Annotated in this window: 20 protein-coding genes and 1 pseudogene; 7 read left to right on the plus strand and 14 right to left on the minus strand. The window is 66.4% G+C overall.

The window, feature by feature from the left end:
- Positions 1-213: 213 nt before the first annotated feature.
- From K9U41_RS05490 to K9U41_RS05500, 3 genes are all read right to left on the minus strand, one after another.
- Positions 214-5,328: a helicase-related protein gene (locus tag K9U41_RS05490; protein ID WP_282639846.1), complete on the minus strand. Its 5,115-nt coding sequence runs from the start codon at positions 5,326-5,328 to the stop codon at positions 214-216.
- A gap of 108 nt (positions 5,329-5,436) precedes the next feature.
- Positions 5,437-5,835 (minus strand): DUF3085 domain-containing protein, encoded by a 399-nt coding sequence (locus K9U41_RS05495; protein ID WP_282639847.1) that lies wholly within the window; start codon positions 5,833-5,835, stop codon positions 5,437-5,439.
- A gap of 10 nt (positions 5,836-5,845) precedes the next feature.
- Positions 5,846-6,451 (minus strand): DUF1419 domain-containing protein, encoded by a 606-nt coding sequence (locus K9U41_RS05500; protein WP_282639848.1) that lies wholly within the window; start codon positions 6,449-6,451, stop codon positions 5,846-5,848.
- Between the two features lie 359 nt (positions 6,452-6,810).
- Between K9U41_RS05500 and K9U41_RS05505 the strand changes: the two genes are divergently transcribed.
- Complete coding sequence (locus tag K9U41_RS05505) at positions 6,811-7,272, plus strand: mobile mystery protein A (RefSeq protein WP_282639849.1); 462 nt, start codon at positions 6,811-6,813, stop codon at positions 7,270-7,272.
- Positions 7,269-7,865: a mobile mystery protein B gene (locus K9U41_RS05510; RefSeq protein ID WP_282639850.1), complete on the plus strand. Its 597-nt coding sequence runs from the start codon at positions 7,269-7,271 to the stop codon at positions 7,863-7,865. The genes K9U41_RS05505 and K9U41_RS05510 overlap by 4 nt, the downstream gene beginning before the upstream one ends.
- Before the next feature lie 20 nt (positions 7,866-7,885).
- Here K9U41_RS05510 and K9U41_RS05515 read toward each other — a convergent pair whose 3' ends face one another.
- Positions 7,886-8,182, minus strand: a complete 297-nt coding sequence (locus K9U41_RS05515; RefSeq protein ID WP_282639851.1) for a hypothetical protein — start codon at positions 8,180-8,182, stop codon at positions 7,886-7,888.
- 521 nt (positions 8,183-8,703) lie between these two features.
- On the opposite strand from K9U41_RS05515, the gene K9U41_RS05520 reads away from it, so the two are divergent.
- The 3 genes from K9U41_RS05520 to K9U41_RS05530 all read left to right on the plus strand — a co-directional run bounded on the left by K9U41_RS05520 (position 8,704) and on the right by K9U41_RS05530 (position 9,729).
- The gene (locus K9U41_RS05520) at positions 8,704-8,877 is read left to right on the plus strand and encodes a hypothetical protein (RefSeq protein WP_349237833.1); all 174 of its coding nucleotides are present in this window, start codon (positions 8,704-8,706) and stop codon (positions 8,875-8,877) included.
- A gap of 172 nt (positions 8,878-9,049) precedes the next feature.
- The gene (locus tag K9U41_RS05525; RefSeq protein WP_282639852.1) at positions 9,050-9,289 is read left to right on the plus strand and encodes a FitA-like ribbon-helix-helix domain-containing protein; all 240 of its coding nucleotides are present in this window, start codon (positions 9,050-9,052) and stop codon (positions 9,287-9,289) included.
- On the plus strand, positions 9,289-9,729 hold the full coding sequence (locus tag K9U41_RS05530; RefSeq protein WP_282639853.1) for a type II toxin-antitoxin system VapC family toxin: 441 nt from the start codon (positions 9,289-9,291) through the stop codon (positions 9,727-9,729). Before K9U41_RS05525 ends, K9U41_RS05530 begins: the two co-directional genes overlap by 1 nt.
- A 2-nt stretch (positions 9,730-9,731) precedes the next feature.
- On the opposite strand, the gene K9U41_RS05535 is transcribed toward K9U41_RS05530, so the two are convergent.
- The 10 genes and pseudogenes from K9U41_RS05535 to dsbD form a co-directional block, all read right to left on the minus strand.
- Complete coding sequence (locus tag K9U41_RS05535) at positions 9,732-10,625, minus strand: DUF3991 and TOPRIM domain-containing protein (protein WP_282639854.1); 894 nt, start codon at positions 10,623-10,625, stop codon at positions 9,732-9,734.
- Between the two features lie 379 nt (positions 10,626-11,004).
- Positions 11,005-12,015, minus strand: coding sequence for a tyrosine-type recombinase/integrase (locus K9U41_RS05540; protein ID WP_282639855.1), 1,011 nt, complete (start codon positions 12,013-12,015; stop codon positions 11,005-11,007).
- A complete protein-coding gene (locus tag K9U41_RS05545) occupies positions 12,008-12,973 on the minus strand; it encodes a tyrosine-type recombinase/integrase (protein WP_282639856.1) in 966 nt (321 codons plus the stop codon). The genes K9U41_RS05540 and K9U41_RS05545 overlap by 8 nt, the downstream gene beginning before the upstream one ends.
- A complete protein-coding gene (locus K9U41_RS05550) occupies positions 12,970-13,431 on the minus strand; it encodes a tyrosine-type recombinase/integrase (RefSeq protein WP_282639857.1) in 462 nt (153 codons plus the stop codon). Before K9U41_RS05550 ends, K9U41_RS05545 begins: the two co-directional genes overlap by 4 nt.
- Positions 13,432-13,806: 375 nt before the next feature.
- Positions 13,807-14,268: an RES family NAD+ phosphorylase gene (locus K9U41_RS05555; RefSeq protein WP_282639858.1), complete on the minus strand. Its 462-nt coding sequence runs from the start codon at positions 14,266-14,268 to the stop codon at positions 13,807-13,809.
- Positions 14,268-14,705, minus strand: coding sequence for a type II RES/Xre toxin-antitoxin system antitoxin (gene parS, locus K9U41_RS05560; RefSeq protein ID WP_282639859.1), 438 nt, complete (start codon positions 14,703-14,705; stop codon positions 14,268-14,270). The genes K9U41_RS05555 and parS overlap by 1 nt, the downstream gene beginning before the upstream one ends.
- Positions 14,706-14,906: 201 nt before the next feature.
- Positions 14,907-15,799 (minus strand): annotated as a pseudogene (locus K9U41_RS05565) (IS630 family transposase); the annotation flags it as partial.
- Between the two features lie 43 nt (positions 15,800-15,842).
- Positions 15,843-16,511: a L,D-transpeptidase gene (locus K9U41_RS05570; protein ID WP_282639866.1), complete on the minus strand. Its 669-nt coding sequence runs from the start codon at positions 16,509-16,511 to the stop codon at positions 15,843-15,845.
- A 24-nt stretch (positions 16,512-16,535) separates the two neighbouring features.
- The gene (locus K9U41_RS05575) at positions 16,536-17,168 is read right to left on the minus strand and encodes a DsbA family protein (RefSeq protein WP_282639860.1); all 633 of its coding nucleotides are present in this window, start codon (positions 17,166-17,168) and stop codon (positions 16,536-16,538) included.
- A gap of 26 nt (positions 17,169-17,194) precedes the next feature.
- Positions 17,195-19,009: a protein-disulfide reductase DsbD gene (dsbD, locus tag K9U41_RS05580; RefSeq protein WP_282639861.1), complete on the minus strand. Its 1,815-nt coding sequence runs from the start codon at positions 19,007-19,009 to the stop codon at positions 17,195-17,197.
- A gap of 79 nt (positions 19,010-19,088) precedes the next feature.
- Between dsbD and K9U41_RS05585 the strand changes: the two genes are divergently transcribed.
- Together K9U41_RS05585 and K9U41_RS05590 are read left to right on the plus strand one after the other, a co-directional pair.
- Positions 19,089-19,751 carry a response regulator transcription factor gene (locus tag K9U41_RS05585; protein ID WP_282639862.1) on the plus strand — a complete coding sequence of 221 codons (663 nt, stop codon included), beginning with the start codon at positions 19,089-19,091 and terminating at the stop codon, positions 19,749-19,751.
- Positions 19,748-21,055: a sensor histidine kinase gene (locus K9U41_RS05590; protein WP_282639863.1), complete on the plus strand. Its 1,308-nt coding sequence runs from the start codon at positions 19,748-19,750 to the stop codon at positions 21,053-21,055. The genes K9U41_RS05585 and K9U41_RS05590 overlap by 4 nt, the downstream gene beginning before the upstream one ends.
- Positions 21,056-21,298 lie beyond the last annotated feature (243 nt).

Raw genomic sequence — 21,298 nt, forward strand, 5'->3', positions numbered from 1 at the left:
GAGAGCAGCCGAGAGGGCTCGGGGAAAGGCACCGGCGGTGGCGGCGGAATGGGCGGCGGCATGGGAATGGGCGGCATGGGCGCCGGCTTTAGGACCGGCACCGCTCCCGACGACGAGTCCTCATCGGACCATCGCACATAGATATCACGCCCAACGGTCGACACCCTCCCTCTACTCCACAGTGCGACATGGCGCGATCGCGAGGCGACGCCACTACGCCGCAATCCGGCTGCTTCCGGCGTTCTCCCCCTCAGCACCGGCTTCGGCAGCGTTGGACGCAAGCTGCGCCACGACCTCGGCCAATTGCTCGCGCTTCATGTCGAGATCCGCTTCGAAGGCGAAAGCTTCGCCAACACGCGCCTGATACGAGGCGAGGCGCTTGCGGGCGGTTTCCAGCCGCAAGCGATAATTCTCCCGCTCGCTCTTGAAACCGGAGAGGGCATGCTCGAGCCGGGCGACGGCGCCGATCGGCGTGACGGTGACTGGAAGCTCGATCTCATGTTCGGCGCCCGTGCGCAGCAACATCGTGGTGTAGCGGAAGCCGTCCTTACCGAAGCGCTCTCCGGAAAATTCGAGGTCGAAATCGCCGATCGCGGCGATGACGACGTCGCCGTCATGCTGGAGTTGCACAAGGGTGAGGATCTCCTTCAGCAGCGCCCGGCCGGCGAGCTTGCGCTCGTCATAGGTGTTGCCCGTCACGGTCATGACAAAGCTGTCATCGGTCGTGGGCTTCAGGCGCTCGATGTCCTGCCCGACTTCACCGATGCGGCGCGTCGAGACCTCGGTCTCGCGTTCGACATCGCGGATCTGACGGCGGATCGCATGCTGGTCATCGACATGGGCGGCGCGAAGACGGTCGAGCCGCGCGATCTCAGCCTCCAGTCCGGCCTTCTGCATCAGACGCTGGTCACCACTGGCGATGGCCTTCGCCATGGCGAACTGCGAGGCCTGGCCCTCGCCCATGTCTTCCAGCCTGCGGATCGAGGTGTCGCCGGAGAGCGCAGCGGCGATGAAGCGGGCCTTGCGCTCGTTGTTCTGCCACATGGTGGCGTCGAGCGAGCCAAGCGTCGCATAGGCGAAAATGTCGATGACATCGTGCTGGTTGCCCTGCCGGGCGATCCTCCCCTCGCGCTGCTCGATCTGCGACGGCAGCCACGGCACATCGAGGTGGTGCAACGCCTTCAGCCTCAACTGCGCGTTGACGCCTGTTCCCATGGTGTCGGAGCTGCCGAGAAGGAAGCGGACCTTGCCGGCCCGGACATCGCCAAACAATCGCTGCTTCGCATCGGATCGTTTGAAATCCTGGATGAAGGCGATCTCGGAAGCGGGCACGCCCATGCGGACAAGTTCGTCGCGGATCCAGCGATAGGCCGAGAAGCCGCGGGTCTTCTCGACACTGAGCGTGCCCAGATCGGAAAAGATCATCTGTGCGGCGCCAGTCAGCTCGTAAGGCTTCCCATCGCCGCGGACATAGATGTTTGCCGTCGTTTCCTGCCAGATGCGGAAGGCGTTCACAACGAGCCGATTGAGCTTGTTGCCGGCCTCATTGTCATTGTCGGGATCGATCAGCCGCAGATCGATCGCGGCATGGCGCCCGTCAGTGATGACGGAGAGCAGGATGTCGTCACCGGGCTCGGGCGGACGGTCGCGTTGCTCGATGGCGGTGATGCGGACCTCGAGCTGGCGCTGATAGGCCTTGAACGCCGCGCTCGGCGGCGCGGTGATAATCTGGCGCTTGCCGCCGGAGATCTCCGGCACTTTCACATAGTCGCGTAGGTCCGCCGGCATCACCACGTCGGCGAAGGAGCGGAACATGGCGATCAGCTCGGCGACATTGACGAACTGGGCAAAGCGCGTGACCGGCTTGTATTTGCCCGACGGCTGAAGCTCGAGTTCGGTCGAGGCATCGCCGAAGGTCGACGCCCAGGCGTCGAACTCGTGCAGCCCGCGCTCACGCAGCGCCGCGTGGCCGAGCAGCCTCTGCACGGTGAACATCTCGCCGAGCGTGTTGGTGATCGGCGTGCCGGAGGCGAGCACCAACGGCCGGCCGGGGTTCTTCGTCTCGATGAAGCGGGCTTTGACGAACAGGTCCCAGGCCCGCTGCGAGCCGTTCGGATCGATGCCCTTCAGCGTGCTCATGTTCGTCGCGAAGCTGAGCTTGCGGAACTCCTGGGCCTCATCGACGATGATCTGGTCGACGCCGATCTCGGAGATGGTGAGAAGGTCATCCTTGCGCGTCGAGAGCGCCTCCAGCCGTTCCTTTAGCCCTTCCTTCAATCGCTCGAGGCGCTTGCGGGAGACGCGGTCGTCGCTCTCGACCTTGGTCAGCAGCTCCTCGTAAAGCTCCAGCTCGTCCTGGATCATCTGCTCCTCGAACGCCGACGGCACGCCGATGAAACGGAAAGCACTGTGGGTGATGATGATCGCGTCCCAGGTCGCCGTCGCCGCGCGCGACAGGAAGCGGTGCCGCTTGTCCTTGGTGAAATTGGTCTCGTCAGCGACGAGGATGCGGGCGTTCGGATAGAGGGCGAGAAACTCCCTCGCGGCCTGCGCCAGGCAATGGCCGGGAACGACGAGCATGGCCTTGGCGATCAGACCGAGCCGGCGTTGCTCCATGATCGCAGCGGCGATCGACATCGTCTTGCCGGCACCAACGGCGTGGGCGACATAGGTGCTGCCGGAGGCAATGATGCGCCAGATGACCCGCTTCTGGTGGCCATAAAGCGAAAAGGCGCCAGAGGCGCCCGGAAGCTGGAGATGATCGCCGTTGAAGGATCGCGGCGCGATGTTGTTGAAGCGGTCATTATAGACCCGCGCCAGGCGGTCGGTCCGATCGGGATCGCTCCAGATCCAGTTCTGGAACGCGGTCTTGATCTTGGTGAGCTTCTCTTTGGCTGCTTCTGTGTCGACGACATTGAGCACGCGGCGCTCGCTGTCGCCGTCCTTCACGGTGTCGAAGATCTGCGGCACCGAGGAGTTCAGCGCATCCGATAGGAGCTGGCCGGCGTGACGCCGGTCCGTGCCCCACTCCGACGTGCCGGCCGCCATATATCCGAGCTGCCGCGCCTCGACGGTCCAGGATGCCAGCTCCGGCATGTGGTGGATCTTGATCTCGACGCCCATCGTTTCCCTGACGAAGGCGACGATATCGGCGGCCGGGATCCACGGCGCGCCGAGACGCGCGGTGATGTCGGAGGGCCGAAGGTCGGCCGGCTGAACGGTCTGCAATGCGCTGACATTGCGCTGGTACGCCGGATCGAGCGCGACCGCGGCCTGCGCGGCGACGAGCTTCGAGCGGACGGCACCTGAGAGATAGGCGTCGGCGGTCTGCCAGGAGCCGTCGGCGGGATCGCGGAAGATGGCGTTGCCGAGTTCAGTGATGACGTCGTCGACATCACGGTGCAGCAGCTCGGCGATGTGGTCGGGATCGACATGACCGCGCTCATTGAGAACGACCGCGAGCGCATCGGCCGACGACGTGATGATCGGCGCCGGTGGCGGCGCGATGACCCGCTCGGTGAAGATGGGGCCGGGCTTGGCCGTATTGCTCTCAAGGTCGTAGTCCTCGATCGAAGCGACCAGCCAGCAATCGGGATCGTCGAGGAAAGGCTGGATGTTCGGGCGGCGGTGCGTCTCGCGCACGTCGCCGGTCTCCTCATCCTCGCTGGTCGAGACGACGGTGGTGTTGATCGGGCCGAAGTCGCGCACGAAGTTCGACCAGGCGATGCGCAGCTTCACCTGTGCCGGCTTCCACGGCTTGTCGAACTCCTGCGCCTTCAGCACCTCGCGGACCGCGTCGCGGATCGGGATCAGCCTGCGGAGGATGCGGACGTGCTTTTCCGGAATCCCGTTGCCGCTGCGCCCCTTGCGCACATGGATCGCGACCGGCGCGCCGTCGACGACCTGCATGAGGCCATGCCGGCTGTCGACGAAGTAGCTGCCCTCCCGCGCTCGGGACGCGCCGGGCAGGTCGGCGGTCGGGCTCGGCTCCTCAATATCTGCCGAGATCGGCTCCGGGTCACCGTCATAGATGTCTTCCGGAAGGAAGGTGAGCGTGGCCGCAAGCGCGGCATCGAGATCCTCGCCGTCGCGTGCGCTGCATGTATAGGTCTCGCCGAAGGGGCCCGAGGTCAGGCCATGCGCTCCCAGCACCATGCCGGGATGGCGCGCGAACCAGCGGTTGATCCGGATCGCCGCCTCGTCATCCGTCGCGGGCCGGACCTCCTCGAGGTCAAGCCAGGACAGGTCGCCCCCCGGCTGGCCGTCCCGTCGCCGGCGGAAGAACAGAATATCGACGACGACATCGGTGCCGGCGTCTGCCCGGAAACTGCCCTCGGGCAGGCGCACCGCGCCGACGAGATCGGCCATGGTCGCGATATGCGCGCGGGCCGAGCTGTCCGCCTTGTCCATCGTGTCGTGCGAGGTGACGAAGGCGGCAAGCGCTCCCGGCTTCAGCCGGCTGATCGCCTTGGCGATGAAGTAGTCGTGCAGCCGCAGGCCGAGCGGCCGGAAAGCCCGATCCGAGCGGACGGTGCGATCGGAAAAGGGCGGATTGCCGATGGCCAGATCGAAATGTGCGCGCAGCTCGACACGGGCGAAATCCCCTGTGACGATGCGCGCGCGCGGCTGAAGGAGACGGACGATCCGGGCTGTGACCGGATCGAACTCGACGCCCGTGACACGGGACGTCGCCCGCAAACCCTCCGGCATCAGCGCGGGAAATAGCCCCGGGCCGATGCCCGGTTCCAGCACCCGCCCGCCGCGCCAACCGAGACGCAGCAGGCCGGCCCAGATGGCGCGGACGACATATTCGGGCGTGAAGTGCGCATACTGGGTACAGCGTGCGAGCGAGGCGTAGTCCGCGCTGCTCACGGCTTCCTCCAGCCCGGCGCCGAGCGCTTCCCAGCCCTTCCGGAACCGGTCCTCGCCCGGTCGGCGAAACACACCATTGGCGAGATCGGACGCGCCGAAGCCGGTGAACTTGATCAGCGCCGACTGCTCCTCCGGTGTGGCCGAGCGCTGCGCCTGTTCGATTTCGGCCGAGAGGCGTATGGCGACGAGATTGTCGCGGGCGCGATCCTTCCACGAACGGGCAAGCTGGCGGGTGCCGGCGAGATAAAAGTTCTCACCCCTCTCGGCAGGGCGCGCGACGGATCGCCGTTCAGCCGCAGCCATCGGCGCGGCCGGCGCCGGCGTCGTGGGCGGAGGATCGTCGTCGTTCGGTCCCTCGGTAAAGCTTGCCGCGAATGCGGTGACGTCGAGGCCGAGGCCGGACGACAGCGCGGTGTTCCCGAACAGGTCTAGGGTGAAGGGATCGTCTTGCGCCATTGTGGCGGTCTCCTGTGATGAGGGCGCGCGCCATCGGCCCCGCCGGAAGCCGGCGAAGCTGAGACGCGTTCGGTTGTCGGGAAAGGTGGGCGAGGCCCGCCCGCCGGTTCAGCGGCGGATCAGGCCGAGCGACAGGCTGGTGTCGGTCGTCACGATCGTCAGGTGCGTGGCGGCGGGGACGGCGGCCATCAGCCGCTCGAGCTCGACGGCGTCGAGGAATTCGATCCCGTCATCCCCGCCGAAGTGCTGGCGCTTGTAGTGCCAGTAGTCGGGATTGGTCTTCGGATCGCACTCCTCGGCGTAGCAGACGAGGGCGCGCTGCCCCTCGGCGAGCTTGCCATTCGAGAGGAGGTAGACCCCTTCATCGCCGACGAGCCACAGGCCGGGCTGTTCGTCCTTGCCAAGGGAGAGACCGTAATGGGGATTGCGATGGCCGCCATTGGCCGCGGCGTCGGATCGTCCGCGCGCAATGACGGCGCGGACCTCCGGCAGAGGGAAGGTGAACATGAACGCCACCTCACGCCGCGATCGCGTCGGGCAGGTAGCGCAAATGCACCGGCAGCTTGGCGGAGATCTGTACCTCGGTCAGACTGTCGAGCAAGATCAGGCTGGTGCCTTGCCGTCCGCCATAGAACAGCACGGTGCGCTTGCCGCGATCGGCCTCCGGCCAGCGATCGCCGGCATAGCCGCGATAATCGTCATGCGTCGAGCTCCAGATGTGCTCGAGACGCTCGGTTCGCGTCATCGCCTTCACTGGCCGCGATTCCCGGTCGATGATCGCGGCATGCATCCGCTCGGAAGAACCCTTGTCGGCGAGATCGCAATAGCCGTGGAAGTGGCGGAGGTTCCCGTCGATCATCAGCGCGAAGAAGACGCTGGTGACGCTGCCGGTCAGGAATTCGCGCATCGCGAACATGTCGCCGCGCATCCACAGCGGCGGCAGGATCTCAAACATATAGTCGTGGTCGATCCGGTCGATCTCAAACCATTCGCCGGCATAGAGCGCGCTCGCCTGATCCTCCCAGCGATTGGGCCGCTGCGCATGACGGTCGAACATCTGGAACATCTGGCGCCGGTCGGGGACGCCTTGAAACACCTTGCGGATAGGGGTGGAGAGGGTCATGTCGGGGCTCCTTCAGCCTCGTCGGGCTGGAGCGCGGTGCATCCTCCTGGATCACCATCATCTTCAGCCCTTCAGGACCTCTCCCTGCGGCCGCCTCTCGGTCCGGACGGGTCAAGGGCCGCGCAGCGGGCGAAGCGCCACCCTTGACGCGGACGGCGGGCATGCGGCAGCCAGTCTTCTCCTCTCCTCTTCCTGATTTCCTTCCCTATACGACTGCGCCATATTCAGCTCATAGGCTGTGAGATTATGTGAGTTTATCAGAGCATAGGCTTATCTATTTTCATTGCGAAAGAGGTCACAGATTGATATTTGTCCGGACGTTATCAGACTATAATCTGATAGATTTGAAAGGGCTGCGGATGAAAAGCGATGCACGCAGGCGCGCCCGCGTCCGTCTTGACGAAAGGTTGCGTGTCCTGCAGCCGGTCGACCGTTTCCGGCCACCGCCGAAGGGCTGGATCCGGGCCCTTCGAGACGCGCTCGGCATGACCGGCGCGCAGCTCGGCCATCGCATGGGAATCCGGCCGCAGACCGTGGAGGCGATCGAGAAGTCGGAGGCGGCGGGGTCGATCCAGCTCAGCACGCTGCGCCGGGCGGCCGAGGCGCTCGACTGCACGCTCGTCTATGCGCTCGTGCCGAACAGCTCGCTGGACGAGACTGTCGACGCTCGCGCGCGACAGATCGCCATGCGGGACCTGCAGCGCGTCGCCCATACGATGCGGCTGGAAGCGCAGGAGACCAGCGGCAGCGACTTCGAAGCACGCGTGCAGGCCTATATCCGCGACAGGCTTTCGGAGCGCGACCTCTGGAGCGAAGCATGACCGACCTGTTTCAGGAGCCGGAAGATGCGACGCCCCTTGAGCCCGGCGAGCGCGACGGCCTGCTCCAGAGCTGGATCACACATCGCAAGGATCTGAACGAGGCCGAACAGGAGAATATCGTCGCGGGCGCGGCCTGGGCTCGCGGAAGGCGGCGATTGCCCATCGACAGGATGCTCACCGACGACTTCGTGCGGACGCTGCACAAGCGCATGTTCGGCGAGGTCTGGGAGTGGGCAGGAACCTTCCGAAGCACCGAGCGCAACATCGGCATTCAAGCCTATCGTATCGCGGTGGAGCTCACGAACCTCCTGGGCGATGTACGCTATTGGGTGGAGCATGCCACGTTTCCGCCCGACGAGATCGCGATCAGGTTCCACCATCGTCTCGTCGCCATCCATCCGTTCCCGAACGGCAACGGCCGCCATGCGCGCCTGGCAGCCGACCTCCTCGTCGAGAAGCTCGGAAGACAACCGTTCAGCTGGGGCGGCGGCAGCCTCGCCGATGTCGGCGCATTGCGCGCTCGCTATGTGACCGCGCTGCGATCCGCCGACAATCACGATATTGGTCCGCTTCTCGCCTTTGCTCGCGGATGACTTTCGCGGGCGTCGCCGCATCACCAGTCGAAGTGGGGCAACTCGTCGACGATATTGCCATCACGATCGAAAAGTACGTGATCGCAGCCCTGCTTTTGCGACCAGCTCATGACCGCGAACAGCACCTCCGGGATGGCGTCGGCACCCATTCCGCTGTTTTCGTCATGGGCGTAGACGAGCCAGCCATACTCGCCATAACGCCCTCCGAGGCATGGCCATTGCCGGAAGGGCGTAGCGTCGAGGCGCCGAGCGGTCGCCTCCCGGACATGGCCGGTCGAGATCCCGCGCGAAAATCGCATGGAGATGCTCGAGAGCAAGTGTCATTATCCGTTCCGAGAGGCCCCGGATCGCACTACCGGCCAATGCGGCGACGGCCGAAGGCTCCTCCTGCGACGCACCGGCTGACAGCAGATCGGCCATCAGGTCAGCGAAGCCGTGGTACCCACCGAGCCGAACCGCAAAGTCGGCGCCCGAGCGCGACCGCGGCTGGCAGGCATGATCGCTTATGACGCCGGCGATCTCGTCGAGAAGCGCATCCGCCTGCGGATCGTTTCGTGGCGCCGGACGCGTCCGCAGATCGGCCCTGAGGCTTCCGTCGATCGCCCTCGCCGTGAGCCTGACGTCGGCGAGGGCGACAATCGTGAACAGCGCTCTGACAGCCCCTGCCGTCGGCCGGTCCGCGAGAAGCGGGCAGGCCTGTGTAAGCTGCCGGGATGCGGACGCCTTGAGCGCGCGCCAGGAATGAGGGCTCATTGTTCGATCTCCCCTGGCTCGATGGTCGGGGAGGCCGCCGCCGGCGGGTCGTCGGGATCGCCTGGCGTTCCAGCGCTTACGCACTGTGCTGATCGCTCTCGTCACGATGATCTTCATGGGCGGTCTGGCGCGAATGAGCGGATATGAACCGAGCCTGCTGTTCAGCCCCGAAATCGCCCCGTCATTGCTCTTCGAGGTCGTGATCGCACCCTTGCTCGCATTCTGGTTCTGGAAGGCGGAACGGCAGGCCAACCTATGACCAGCAAATGATGGTTTGCTAAGTCCGCCCTCGCGGCGGGCAAGAGCGGCCTGGCGGTATCCCCAACCTTCCGCGCGGATGCGTGCTTCCCTCCTCTTTCATCCCTTCTTCCTTGTTCGTCCTTCCCAGAATTGCTATCTTTGCTCTCAATGAGCCCAATGGAGCCAAAGAGATGGCCGGAAACCTGCATGTCCGCAATCTGGACGACGATCTGATCGCGAAACTGAAAATGCGAGCGGCGAGGCACGGCCGCTCGGCGGAGGCCGAACATCGCGAGATCCTGCGCCAGGTGCTGGCGAGCGAGGGCGGGCCTGATTTTGACGATCTCGCGAGCGAGCTGCGGAAGCTGACCGCATCGCGCAAGCAGACGCCCTCCGAAGTCTTGCTGCGCAAAGGCCGAGACGAGCGTTGATGGAGACGCTCGTCGTCGACGCCAGCATCGCGATCAAATGGGTCGTGGAAGAGGAAGGGACCGAGACCGCCGTCAATCTGCGATCGCGTTTCCGGTTCGCGGCGCCTGAGCTCTTGATTCCCGAATGCGCCAATATTCTTTGGAAGAAAGTTGCCCGCAGCGAGCTCAGCCGCGACGAGGCCGTCCTGGCAGCCAGGCTGCTCGAACGCTCCGGCATCGACTTCCTGCCCATGACGGGCTTGCTCGAACAGGCAACGAGCCTTGCGATCGAGCTTTCGCATCCGGCGTACGATTGCGCTTATCTCACGGCCGCGCGTGGGACCGGATCAAGGTTTGTGACGGCGGATGCGCGACTGCTGCGCATCGTTGCCGAGCGCGCATCGAGTGAGATCGTGGGCTTATGTGTTTCGCTCGCGGACATGCGGAACGATCCACATTAGGCTCAGCCTCGCGTGCATAACTCCTCGTTCCAGTCGCCCGCCCGTGGGCGAAGCCGCTCATAGGCACAGGTCGCGGCAGCCGCGATCGCCTCCATGCGGCCGGCAAAGACCTCGCCCTGCTCATTGTTGTCGGTCGCCGCGACAAGCAGGGCGCCCGGGTGCGACGCGAGCCCCCGGATGGCGGCCACCGTCGCCGGCGCCCATCCGCCGCCCGTGCTGAGATAGAGGCTATCGGAGCGTAGCTCTTCGATCGCGGCGAGGCTCATCGCGTCGATCGCCGCCTCGGTGACGCAGAGCCGGAGGGCGCCGATCGGTCCGAGGCGGAACAGGACCTTTCCGCCGCCGCTGGCGAAACCGCGCCATTCGGGGCCGCGCTCTTCCCAGCCGGTGACAAGGCCACCCCCATCGACATGGGCAGCCCACATGCTGCCGCGAGGACCTTCGCGGAGCCGATCCTGCTGGATCGCGGCGCGGATGACCGTCTCCGGAAGAGCGCGCTCGTCGCGCAGATAGCGCCAGGTCATGGAGCCGCGCCATGGCTTGCGCCGTGCGCGCCAGCGCTCGGAAACGCCGATGTCGGGATCGCGATCGCGGACCTGCCTCGTCCAGACGGCCTCGCTCGGCACGAAGCCGACCAGGTAGGAGACCTGCCGAAGAACCTCGGTAAAGCCGATATCGTCGAGATGTTCGACTAGCGAAAACACATCTCCCTTGGCGTCGGACAGGGCATCGAACCAGCCCTTGCCGTCATGGATCACGATGATGATGTCGTCACCACGCCGATACTTGACCGCCTTGCGCGTACTCTCCTTCAGATCGATCGCGAACCCGGCCTTTTCGAGCACGGCCGCACAGGGCACACGCTCCCTCAGCTCCTCGATGTCCCTCTTTTCCATCTTTCTCTTCCGACACGCCCCGGGTCGGACCTTTCCCGCTTGAATTATCCTTATCCCGCGCCTCGCTGGACCATCCCCCGGTGCCGCGAAGAGCGAAGGAGGCAAGGGCGCGGCTGGCAACTGGTGAATCCTGCAGGGCGCGCAGCGCCGTGACATCGACCAGCCGCGGCGCAGCTTCCCTTGCGGCCGCCCGCTCGCGAGCGGCACGCGCCCGGACGGGCGAACCCGGCTCAATGAGCCGGGCCGAACTGGTGGGGATCGAATTCGTGGTTATGTGGATATCGGCATAACCACGAATATGACCCGTTCGAGATTATGGAGAGCTCGAATTGAACTGCCAGTTTCCCGGCCGGGATCACCCGGCCGGGACTACGCATAATCAAATGCTCTGCAGGAACGCCATGAGCCGATCAGGCGGTCGATACCGGGTTTGAACGCCATTCAACGGCTGTAGTCGGCCGAGCGCCTCTTCCTTCATCGTGAGGTCGGCTTCCAGATATCCGTGCGTGGTGGTCGGGCTCTCGTGTCCGAGCCAGAGCGCGATCACGGTGATGTCGACGCCGGCCTGAAGGAGGTGCATGGCCGTCGTGTGCCTGACAGTGTGGGGTGAGATCGCGCGCTCGGCGAGTTGCGGATGGTGTCGGGTGGCTACCTCGACCGCCAGAGCAAGGCGCTGGGTCACGCTGGAGCGCGACAACCTGCCGCCCGCGCTGTTCGGGAACAGGTAGTCGGTCTCGCTCGCCCTGGCGAGCTGGCGAACCCACGGTCGGACGATGGCAGCCGTCGCTTTCCAGAGCGGAACGCTTCGCCGCTTCCGCCCTTTGCCATTGAGGTGCGCCACCGGCGACACATCGAGTACGACGTCACCAACCCGCAGGTTGATGACCTCCGACACTCGCGCGCCCGTATTATAGAGGACGGCGAATAGCACCTGGTCGCGCCGCCCGGTCCAGCTATGCCGGTCCGGTGCCGCAATGATCGCCTCCATCTCCGGCCTGGTTAGGAATCCGAGCACGGCCTTGTCGTGACGTTTTTGCGGGATGGCCAAGCTATGCTCGATGGTGGCCAGCGCCGTCAGATCCTGGTGCGCGGCATACTTCAGGAACGAACGGATCGCCGATAGGCGGGCGTTGCGGCTTCGCACGCTGTTGCCGCGATCCCGCTCGAGATGATCGAGGAATTCGAGGATCAGCGCCGCGTCGAGGTCGCCAAGCTTGAGGTCCGTCGGCATTTTGCCGGTTGTCTTTTGGGCGAAGGCGAGCAGAAGCCGGAATGTGTCGCGGTAGGCCGCGACCGTGCACGGGCTAACAGCACGTTGTTGCCGCAGATAATCGACGAAGAAGTGCTGTAGCAGTGCCGGAAACGACGGGTGCTGACTCGGATCAGCCATGACAAACCTCCCCGACCTTCGCGCCGAACGCCTCGAAGCGATCGCCCGCGATCGCCATCAGTTCCGGCACTGCCTGCAGATACCAGTAGGTGTCACCGACGTTGACGTGCCCCACATAGGTCGAGAGCGCCATCATGGCGTTGCTGAGGTTGTCGCCACTCTCCTGCCACAGCATCAGGCGGCGGCAGATGAAGGTGTGACGCAGATCGTGGATACGTATTACCCGATGGCCACCGCGAGCGACGATGCCAAGCTCGGCCGAGATCACGCCGAAAATGCTCCTCACGCTGTGATAATGAAGCGCACCGCCGGTCTTCTCGGACAGAAAAAGTGGCGCGACTGTATCGGTCGGGCCGTATCTGGCCCGTATGCGAAAATAGGCGCGCAAAGCCTCGGCCGTAGTTGAATGCAGAGGAACAAGCCGGGTCCGCTGGAACTTCGAGTGGCGGACAGTGATCTGTTCCTGCTCGTCGTCGATGTCGCCGCAGCACAGGCGCAGCGCTTCGGAAATCCGCAGTCCCGTGGTCGCCAACAAGCCGAAAAGCGTCGTGAAAGTCGCCGGGGTCAGGCCGCCTGTTCGAGACAGCCGCCCTGCGGCGGCGATCAGTGCTTCGACCTCCGCTGGGGTGTAGATGTGGGGGGCGATCCGGCGATGCGAGCGGCCGAAGGGGGATCCTTCCGGGAACGCGGTGACGGGATCGCGGTCCGCCAGGAAACGCGCGAATGGCCGCAGCACATTGATGCGCCCCGCCCAGGTGAAAGGGTCCGGGTGCTGTGCTTTCTCCCGTGCCCACCGCAGCACGACGGCGGCGGTCAGCGGCCCCGTCTGGCCGGTCGCGTCGGCGAAGCGGGCAAAGGCCAACGTGAGGCTGCCCGATCGGTCCAACTTGAAACCGAGGGAACGACGCTCGGCGAGGTAGGCTTCCGCCAACGCCAGCATGATGTGCGGGCCGCTCATGCCACGTCCCCCGGCCAAGGGAGCGCCACCGCCGAGAGGCGTGTGACGTCGACGCGCGTGTACGCGGCCGAGGTCACGATGCTGCGGTGGCGCAGAACGTCGGCGATCTGCTTCATCGGCGTTCCGGCGTTGATCAACCGGCTCGCTAATGTGTGTCGCAGGACGTGGACGCGGGTGCGATCCCAGCCAAGCCGCCGATAGGCGGCGTGAAGGGCTTTCTGAACAACACGCCGGCCGACCGGCTCGCCGAGGGGAGCGACATGGCGCACGAAGACCGCGCGGCAAGTGGTCTTCGGCCGCTCGTGCATGAGGTAGTCCGCTATGGCCGCGCCGGTTGTAGTCAGCAGCGGCAGAACGTCGGCTCGTCGTGCTTTACCGGCGGCGATCGTGACCGTTCCGGCCTGCCAGTCGATGTCGTCGAGGCTCAGCTTGACGACCTCGCTGCTTCTCAGGCCCAAGTCTGTCAGGCAGCGGACGATGGCATAGCCGCAGCGGCGAGACGGACAGGGAGCTCGAACGCTCCGAAGAGCTGCTCCAACTCGTCGGGCGAGAGCCCTATCGGCAGCGTGGCATCTCGCCAACATGCCGGGCGCGGTACAACGCATAGCAGGTGGGCAACGTCGTCACCCAGCAGCTCGCGATACCGAAAGTAGCACCGGATCCACCGCCGCAGTGCAGCCAGCATGACGTTCTGCCCCCGGCAGCATTTTCTCGTTTCGCGTCAGGGACGGAAGCCCTTAGGGTGAAGACGGCTTCTGGCTTCAGCGCAGCCAACAGCCCGGCCCGCAGGGCGACACCATAGCGTCAGGCTCGAGAGCCCTTCGCTTCTTGCCTCAGAACAAACGAGGATCGAGCGAGAAGGACGCCTCGCCGACGATGCGGACATCGGCCGCAGCCAGATGGCTGTGGTTGATCAGCACGTTCAGGTCAGGTGAGCCGGCGACCGGTACGATCGCCGAGGGGACGCGAAGCAATAAGGACGACCGTCCCTCGTGCCAGGCATCGCCCTTTTCCTGGCTCCAGGCCTCGTGCCGCCGCCAATCGGTCGGGAGGCCTTCCAACGGCACGTCCTCAATCGCGACAGTGTCGGGGATCTCATAGGTGACCATGACCAGCTCGGGCAGGAGCGCGGGATCCTCCACATGGACGAGCTTTTCGAGGACGCAGAGCGCGGGCGATGTCACGCAATAGGTGACGGCATGGCCCACAGTGTTCCAGCGGCCGTCGAAGTGCAGGCCATAGCCGCCGTCGAGCGCTCGCGCATGCTGCCTGCCCGACAGGCGCCAGAGCAGCATCAGGCGGCTGCGCCCCAGGCGATCTTGCCGAGGATGGTCTCGATCACGCGAGCGCCGGCTTCGGTCTGCGCCACGACGAGCGGCGTCTCGCCGCCGAGCTCGGTGAGCGGGCGGCGCAGCCAACGATTGGCCTTGTCGAGGTCGCCGAAGGTCTGCTCAGCGAGGGATTGGACGCGCAGCAGACGCACGGCCCGATCCGATTCATCGACCGTCAGCGGCTGCTGCTTGTCGGCGCGGTGCCGGCGGGTGCGCTGCGGGATTACGAACCTCTCGATCTCCTGCTCGCTCATGCCCGCCTGGCTGAGGCCACGCAGGGCCGACAGGGGAAGCCTGTTGCGGACGGCGAGGGCCAGATCGGCCTGCGAGTGCACGACCGTGCCGAGCACGCTCTGGCCGCCCAGCTTGCGGACGACCTCCTCGACGATGACGATCGACATGAAAGCCTCCTTGCGGTCAACGGCAATATGCTGTGAATATAGGCAGCACATTGCCGAATAGCAAGAGAGCGGGCTCCTCTGGCAAGATTGCGGGATGTCGGCCGTCATCGCTAATGATGTCCGCGAAGGTCGCCTGGTCTGAGCGCCTGCCGGATGTGGGGACGTTGGACTTTCCGATCCATGTCATACCAACGGCCTCTGTCATTGACCGACGTGCGCCCATTCCCGCATTCCGATCGAGGTGATGACGTCCGGCAGGGCTGTGAGCTTGTTCCAGGCCTCGCAGGCGTCGTCGATGATGTCGTCGTAGCCCTCGAAGACGGTGTTGGAGAGCCAGTTGCCGCGCAGGTACTGCCAGATGTTCTCGACCGGGTTGAGCTCGGGCGATCGGGACGGCAGCCAGATCAGGGTGATGTTCCTCGGGACGCGGAGCTTGTCTGTGGTGTGCCAGCCGGCACGGTCGAGGATGAGCACGGCGTGGGTGCCTCTGGCGACGGTTCGGCCGATCTCGTCGAGATGCGCCTGCATCGCCTCGGTATCGGCGAAGGGCATGGCAAGCGCCGCGCCGACGCCGCGGGCCGGGCAGATGGCGCCGAACAGGTAGGCGCTCTCATAGCGCTGGTCGGCCGGCTGGCGGGGCCGCGTGCCGCGCCGAGCCCACTGGCGGACGATGCCGTTCTTCTGACCGATCCTGGCTTCGTCCTGAAACCAGATCTCGACCGGCTTGCGCCTGGGAATATGAGCGAGGTGCGCCTTCAGGGTCGTGGGGAAGTTTTTTTAAACGCCACGATCACTTCGGGCTTCTGGCCGGGGTGACGCGGCCGCGCGCTGATGTGGGAAAAGCCGATCTGCTTCAAGAGCTTGCCGATCGTGCGCTCGTGGTAGACGACGCCGAAGCGGGTCTCGACCACCCGCTTCAGATCGACCCGCCGCCAGCGCACCACCCCGTCCTTCGCCCGGTCCGGCCCGGTCTCGACGATCTCGGCGAAGGCGGCGAGTTGCGCGGGCGTCAGCCGCGGCGGATGGCCCTTCGAGCGGATGTCCTTCAGCCCGTCCGGGCCCTCCGCGTTGAAGCGAAGAACGAACGCCCGGACCTTGCGGCCCGGGCGTTCGCGTGTCCGGCCCGTCACGGGACTGTCAGACGGGCAGGACAACCACCTTCGCCCCGTCCGGCACGCGGCGATAAAGGTCGATGACGTCCTGGTTCATCATGCGGATGCAGCCGGAGGACACGGCCTCGCCGATGGACCACGGCTCGTTGGTGCCGTGGATGCGGTAGAGCGTGTCCTTGCCGTCCTTGAACAGATAGAGCGCGCGGGCGCCGAGCGGATTGCTCTCGCCGCCGGCCATGCCGCCGGCCCAGGGCTGGTACTTCTTCGGATCGCGCGCGATCATCGCGTCGGTGGGCCGCCAGCTCGGCCATTCCTTCTTGTAGCCGACCGCCGCGGTGCCGGAGAATTCCATGCCGGCGCGTCCCACACCCACGCCGTAGCGCAGCGCCTTGCCGTTCTCCTGCACGAGGTAGAGGAAGCGGTTTTTCGGATCCACCACAAGGGTGCCGGGCGACTGCCCGGAAGGGTCATTGACCAGCTGGCGCACGTTGCGGGGCTTGATATCCTCGGGATCGGCGGCGGGGATGCGGAAGCCCTTCTCCTCCACCGCGCCGTAACGCGCGGCATCCGATGGGGAGACGCGCGGTTTTGCAGCGGAGGACACTTCGCTCGATGCGGTGACGCAGGCACCGAGCGCCAGCGGCAGGAGGACCGCGCACAGGAAAGCGCGGGCGGCCGGTCGAGGTCCCGTCATGGCGGGCAGATGGGCCATGAGGTCCTACTTCTCCGCGGCCTGCCGGCGCCGGGCCTCGGCAACGGCCCGCTTGAAGCTGGAATAATCGAGGGTGGACGCCAGCAGCGGGCCGACGAGATAGGTCGGCGTGCCCTGGAGGCCGAGGGAGTCCGCCTGCGCCAGGTTGCGCTTCAGGAGTGCCGAGATCTCCGCGCCATGGAGCTTGAGGTCCAGGTCGAGCCGGGCCATGTCCACGTCCGTGCCCTGGACCACCTTGAGCATCTGCTCCTGCGGGATCTTGCGCCCGGGAATGCGCATCAGGGCATTGTGGACGGTCTCGTACTTGCCCTGGAACTTGGCCGCCAGGGCGAGTTGCGCGCCGTAGACCGAGGCCTCGGTCAGGATGGGCCAGTCCTTGTAGATGAGGCGGATATGGCCGTCCTCATTGACGATCCGCTCAAGGTCCGGCGCCGATTTCTTGCAGAAGGGACAATTGTAGTCGAGGAAGGCGACGATGGTGACGTCCCCGTCCGGATTGCCACCCGTGGGGGCATCCGGATCGCGGAGGATGGCGTCCACGTCGATGCCCTGGGCCAGCGCCTGTTTCGCTCCCGCCAGGGCCAGGGCCGGCGGGAGGACGGACAAAGCCGCGAGGCGGATGAAGTCTCTGCGTCGCATAGGGTCTCCGGAGGATTTGGGGAGGGTCACAGGCCGGCCTTCGCCATGAGGCCTTCGATGTCTGCGGTGGTGAGCGCGCCGATGTGCCGGGAGCCGGGGACCTCGCGGCCCGACGCGTCGAGCAGAAAGAGGGTTGGCGGACCGACGACGGAAAAGCGGGACATGAGCGCGCGCTCGCCTTCGCCATAGGCGGTCACGTCGGCGGCGATGCGCGGCATCTGCGCCAGCCGGCTCTGAAGGCCGGGTTCGGCCATGACCGCCTCGTTGGACTTGCACACGGTGCACCAGCCGGCGGTGAAGGAAACGAGCACCGGCCGGCCCTCCTTCTGCGCCGCGGCGAATGCGGCATCGAGGGCGGCGGGCGACGACACGCGCGTGTCCTGCACGCCGGCGGAGGCGACGCGCGGCGCCCCGGCGAGGGCGCCGAGGGGCCGCAAGGGGTCGTCTCCTCCACCGGCCGCGCCCACGATGAGCGTTGCGCCGTAGATAATGGCCACGAGGCCGGTCGCCTTGCCGAGCCGCGCCGGCGGGGCGCTGCCGGGGATGGTCCGGTCCAGCCCGCCGAGGAATACACCGAGCCCGAGGGCCAGCCCGCCCCAGAGCGCCAGGCCCGCCGGCGCCGGCAGGAGACGCGCGGCGAGGACCGCTGCGACACCCAGGAAGAGCACTCCGCAGACCTGCTTGATGCGCGAGAGCCATGCACCCGAGCGTGGCATGATCTGCGCGCCGAAGGTCCCGACCAGCACCAGCGGCACCGCCATGCCGAGGCCGAGCATGAACAGCGCCGCTCCGCCGCGCACCGCATCGCCGGTCTGCGCCGCATAGAGCATGGCCGCGGCCAAAGGCGGCGTCACGCATGGCCCCACCACCAATGCGGAGGCGAAGCCGAGGGCGCCCGCACCCGCGAGGGAGCCGCCTTCCTTTGGTGAGAGCCCGCCGCGCGGAAGTCTCGCCGCGAGCCAAGCCGGCATGGCCATTTCGAACAGGCCGAACATGGACAAGGCGAGGGCCAGGAACAGGACGGCCATGAGGCCGAGCGCCCACGTCGTCTGCAATGCGGCCTGCAGGTTGGCGCCCGACCAGCCGGCGGCAATCCCGAGCACGCCATACGCCGTTGCCATGGCAAGGCCGTAAACGCCGGAGAGGGCGAAGCCGCGGGCGGGTGTCGGCCGCGTGCCGCCGCCCGCGAGAATGCCGGAGAGGATGGGCAGCATGGGAAACACGCAGGGCGTGAAAGCGAGCAGCAGACCGAAGCCGAGAAAGGCCACGAGCAGCAGGCCGAAATTGCCATTGAAGAGCGCCTCGGCACCCTGCGGCGCCGCTTCGGACGCCACAAGCGCAACGGGGACGGAAGCAGCAGGCGCCGTATCGGCGAAGGACGCCGGGGGCGCCGCCTCGATCCGCAGCGAGGCGAGGTCCACCTGACGGTTCACGACCGGATAGCAGATGCCGGCCTCGGCGCAGCCCTGGTAGGAGACATCCAGCGCGCCCGCGCCCGGCAGGCCGGCGGTGGTCGCCTCCGCCGCCCGGTGATAGACCTCCACCGGTCCGAAGTTCGGATCGTCCTTCTCTTCGCCGGGGCCGGTGGCGAGGGCGACGGAGGCGCCGGCCCGCTTCGCCTTCAGACTGTCGCGGTAGAGGTAGGTGCCGGGCGCGATCTGCCAGCGCAACGCCAGCGTTCCGTCCGGGGTGCGGGTCGCGGAGAGGCGGAAGGCCTCGTCCGCCTGCAGCGGTTTCTGTTCGGCTCCGGCGGGGCCGGTCCCGGTGAACACCAACGCAATGACGCAGAGCGCCGCGTAAAACGGCTTCGTCGTGGCGCGGGGCAGCATTCTCATGACCATGAGGCGCTCCCTGGGATGCTCACCTTAAGCCAGCCTTAAGCTGGCGGTAGAAGATCCCGGCACGGCGGAAGGAGAAGGCATGCGCATACTCGTGGTCGAGGATGACCCGGTCCTGATGGACGGGCTGAAGGTGGGGCTCGGCCTTGCGGGCGCGACCGTGGACGAGGTGGCCACCTGCGCCGACGCGCGCGCCGCGCTCGCCGGAAGCCGCTTCGATGCCGTGGTGCTCGATCTCATGCTGCCGGATGGGTCGGGCCTCGACATCCTCGCCGGCATGCGGGCCCGCGACGATGCCACGCCCGTGCTGCTCCTGACCGCCCTCGACGAGACCACCGACCGCATCCGCGGGCTCGATGCCGGCGCCGACGACTATCTCGGCAAGCCGTTCGACCTGGACGAACTGGCGGCGCGCGTCCGCGCCATCGCCCGCCGTGGCCATGGCCGCGCCGGGCCGACGCTGAAAGCGGGGACGCTGGTGCTCGACCCTGCCACCCTTTCCGCGACCTTGGAGGGCCTGGCGGTCGCCCTGTCCCGGCGGGAGTTCGCCGTGCTCGCGACCCTCATGGAGCGGCCGGGCGTGATCCGCTCCAAGGGCGAGATCGAGGAGCGCCTCTACGGTTGGCAGGAGGAGGTGGAGAGCAACACGGTGGAAGTGCACATCCACAATCTGCGGGCCAAGGTGGGACGCGACGCCATCGAGACGGTGCGTGGCCTGGGCTACCGCGTCAAGGGGCCGCAATGAATTCGCTGCGCCGCCGCCTGTTCCTGATCCTGCTCGCCGCCACCAGCGCCATCTGGCTGTGCGCGGTGGGCTGGATCTACCTGTCCAGCCGCAGCGAGCTGGAACACGTGCTGGACGCACGCCTTCAGGAAGCGGCGCGGATGGTCCATTCCCTCGTCGCGGGCGGCAACATCGCCGCCGTGGCGCAGGCGTCACAGCTGCCGGAAACCGGCTATGAGCGCCAGCTTTCGTGCCAGATATGGTCCCTGGACGGGCACCTCGTGGCCCGCTCCGGCGGCGCGCCCGAGGAGGCGCTCGCGGGTCCGGCCGAAGGCTTCTCGGAGCGCGAGGTGAACGGCGAGCCCTGGCGCGTCTACACCATCCTCGACGCCGACAAGGGCGTCCGCGTGATGGTGGGCGATCGCATCGGCCTGCGCGACCGGCTGGTGCGCGATCTGGTGGCCGGGCTGCTGGGCCCGGTGGTGCTGATTGTGCCGCTGCTCGGCCTGCTCATCTGGGTGAGCCTTGGAGGCGGCCTCAGCCCGCTGAATGCTGTCGCCGGAGACATCGCCGCCCGCGATGCAGACGACATGCGGGCGGTCTCACCCACCGACGCGCCGGCCGAGATCCGCCCGCTGCTCGAAGCCCTCAACGGCCTGTTCGGCAAGGTTGAGGCGGCCCGTCGGCACGAGCGGGAGGTGACCGCCTTCGCCGCGCATGAACTGCGCACGCCCCTCGCCGGCCTGAAGACGCAGGCGCAGATCGCGCTTGCGGCCGATGACAAGGCGACACGGGACGGCGCCCTCCGGCAGATCCTCGTCTCGGTGGATCGGACCGCGCGGCTCGTGCGCCAGTTGCTTGCGCTGGCTAAACTCGACGCCGAAGCCCAGCTCCCTGCGAACGACGAGGTCGATGCGGGCTCGCTTCTGCGGGAGATCATCCATCAGGCGCCGACCGTAGCGGGGGTCTCTGTCAAGCTTGATCCGGCGCTCAACGGGCAGCTCTTGAAGGGCGACCGCGAGGGCCTGCATCTGGCCTTGCGTAATCTGCATGAGAATGCCGTTGAATATATGCCGGGCGAGGGCTGCATCGCCTGGCGCCGCACGCCGGACGGCCTGTGCGTGGAGGACGAGGGCCCCGGCATTCCCCCCGAGGAACTGGCGCGCGTCACCGAGCGCTTCTTTCGGGGACGGCACAGGAGCGCGTCGGGGAGCGGGCTGGGCCTGGCCATCGTCAGCCTTGCTGCGTCAAGGGCCGGTGCGCGGCTGCGGCTTGAGAACAGGACCGAGCGCAGTGGGCTGCGCGCCCATCTGGCATGGCCTTGAACAGGGCGATGAGAAAGCCCTCGTTTGACGGGCCAGCCTTCGGGATCAGCAGCTCTGGTTGCGCCGTCGGTCTGGATCTGGCCCTCTGGTGCCGTCGCGCGGAGGCCTTCTGCCGGTAGTGGGTCAGTTTGAATTGAAGCCAGCGAAACTCCCTCTCCCGCCCGAACTCGGCTTTTGCCGAGTTCGGTTGCGACGAGCCGAAGCCGGAAACATACGGCTTCGGCGCGGGGGAGGGTTGGGGAG

Source organism: Xanthobacter autotrophicus (assembly GCF_029991245.1).
Lineage (GTDB): Bacteria > Pseudomonadota > Alphaproteobacteria > Rhizobiales > Xanthobacteraceae > Xanthobacter > Xanthobacter autotrophicus_C.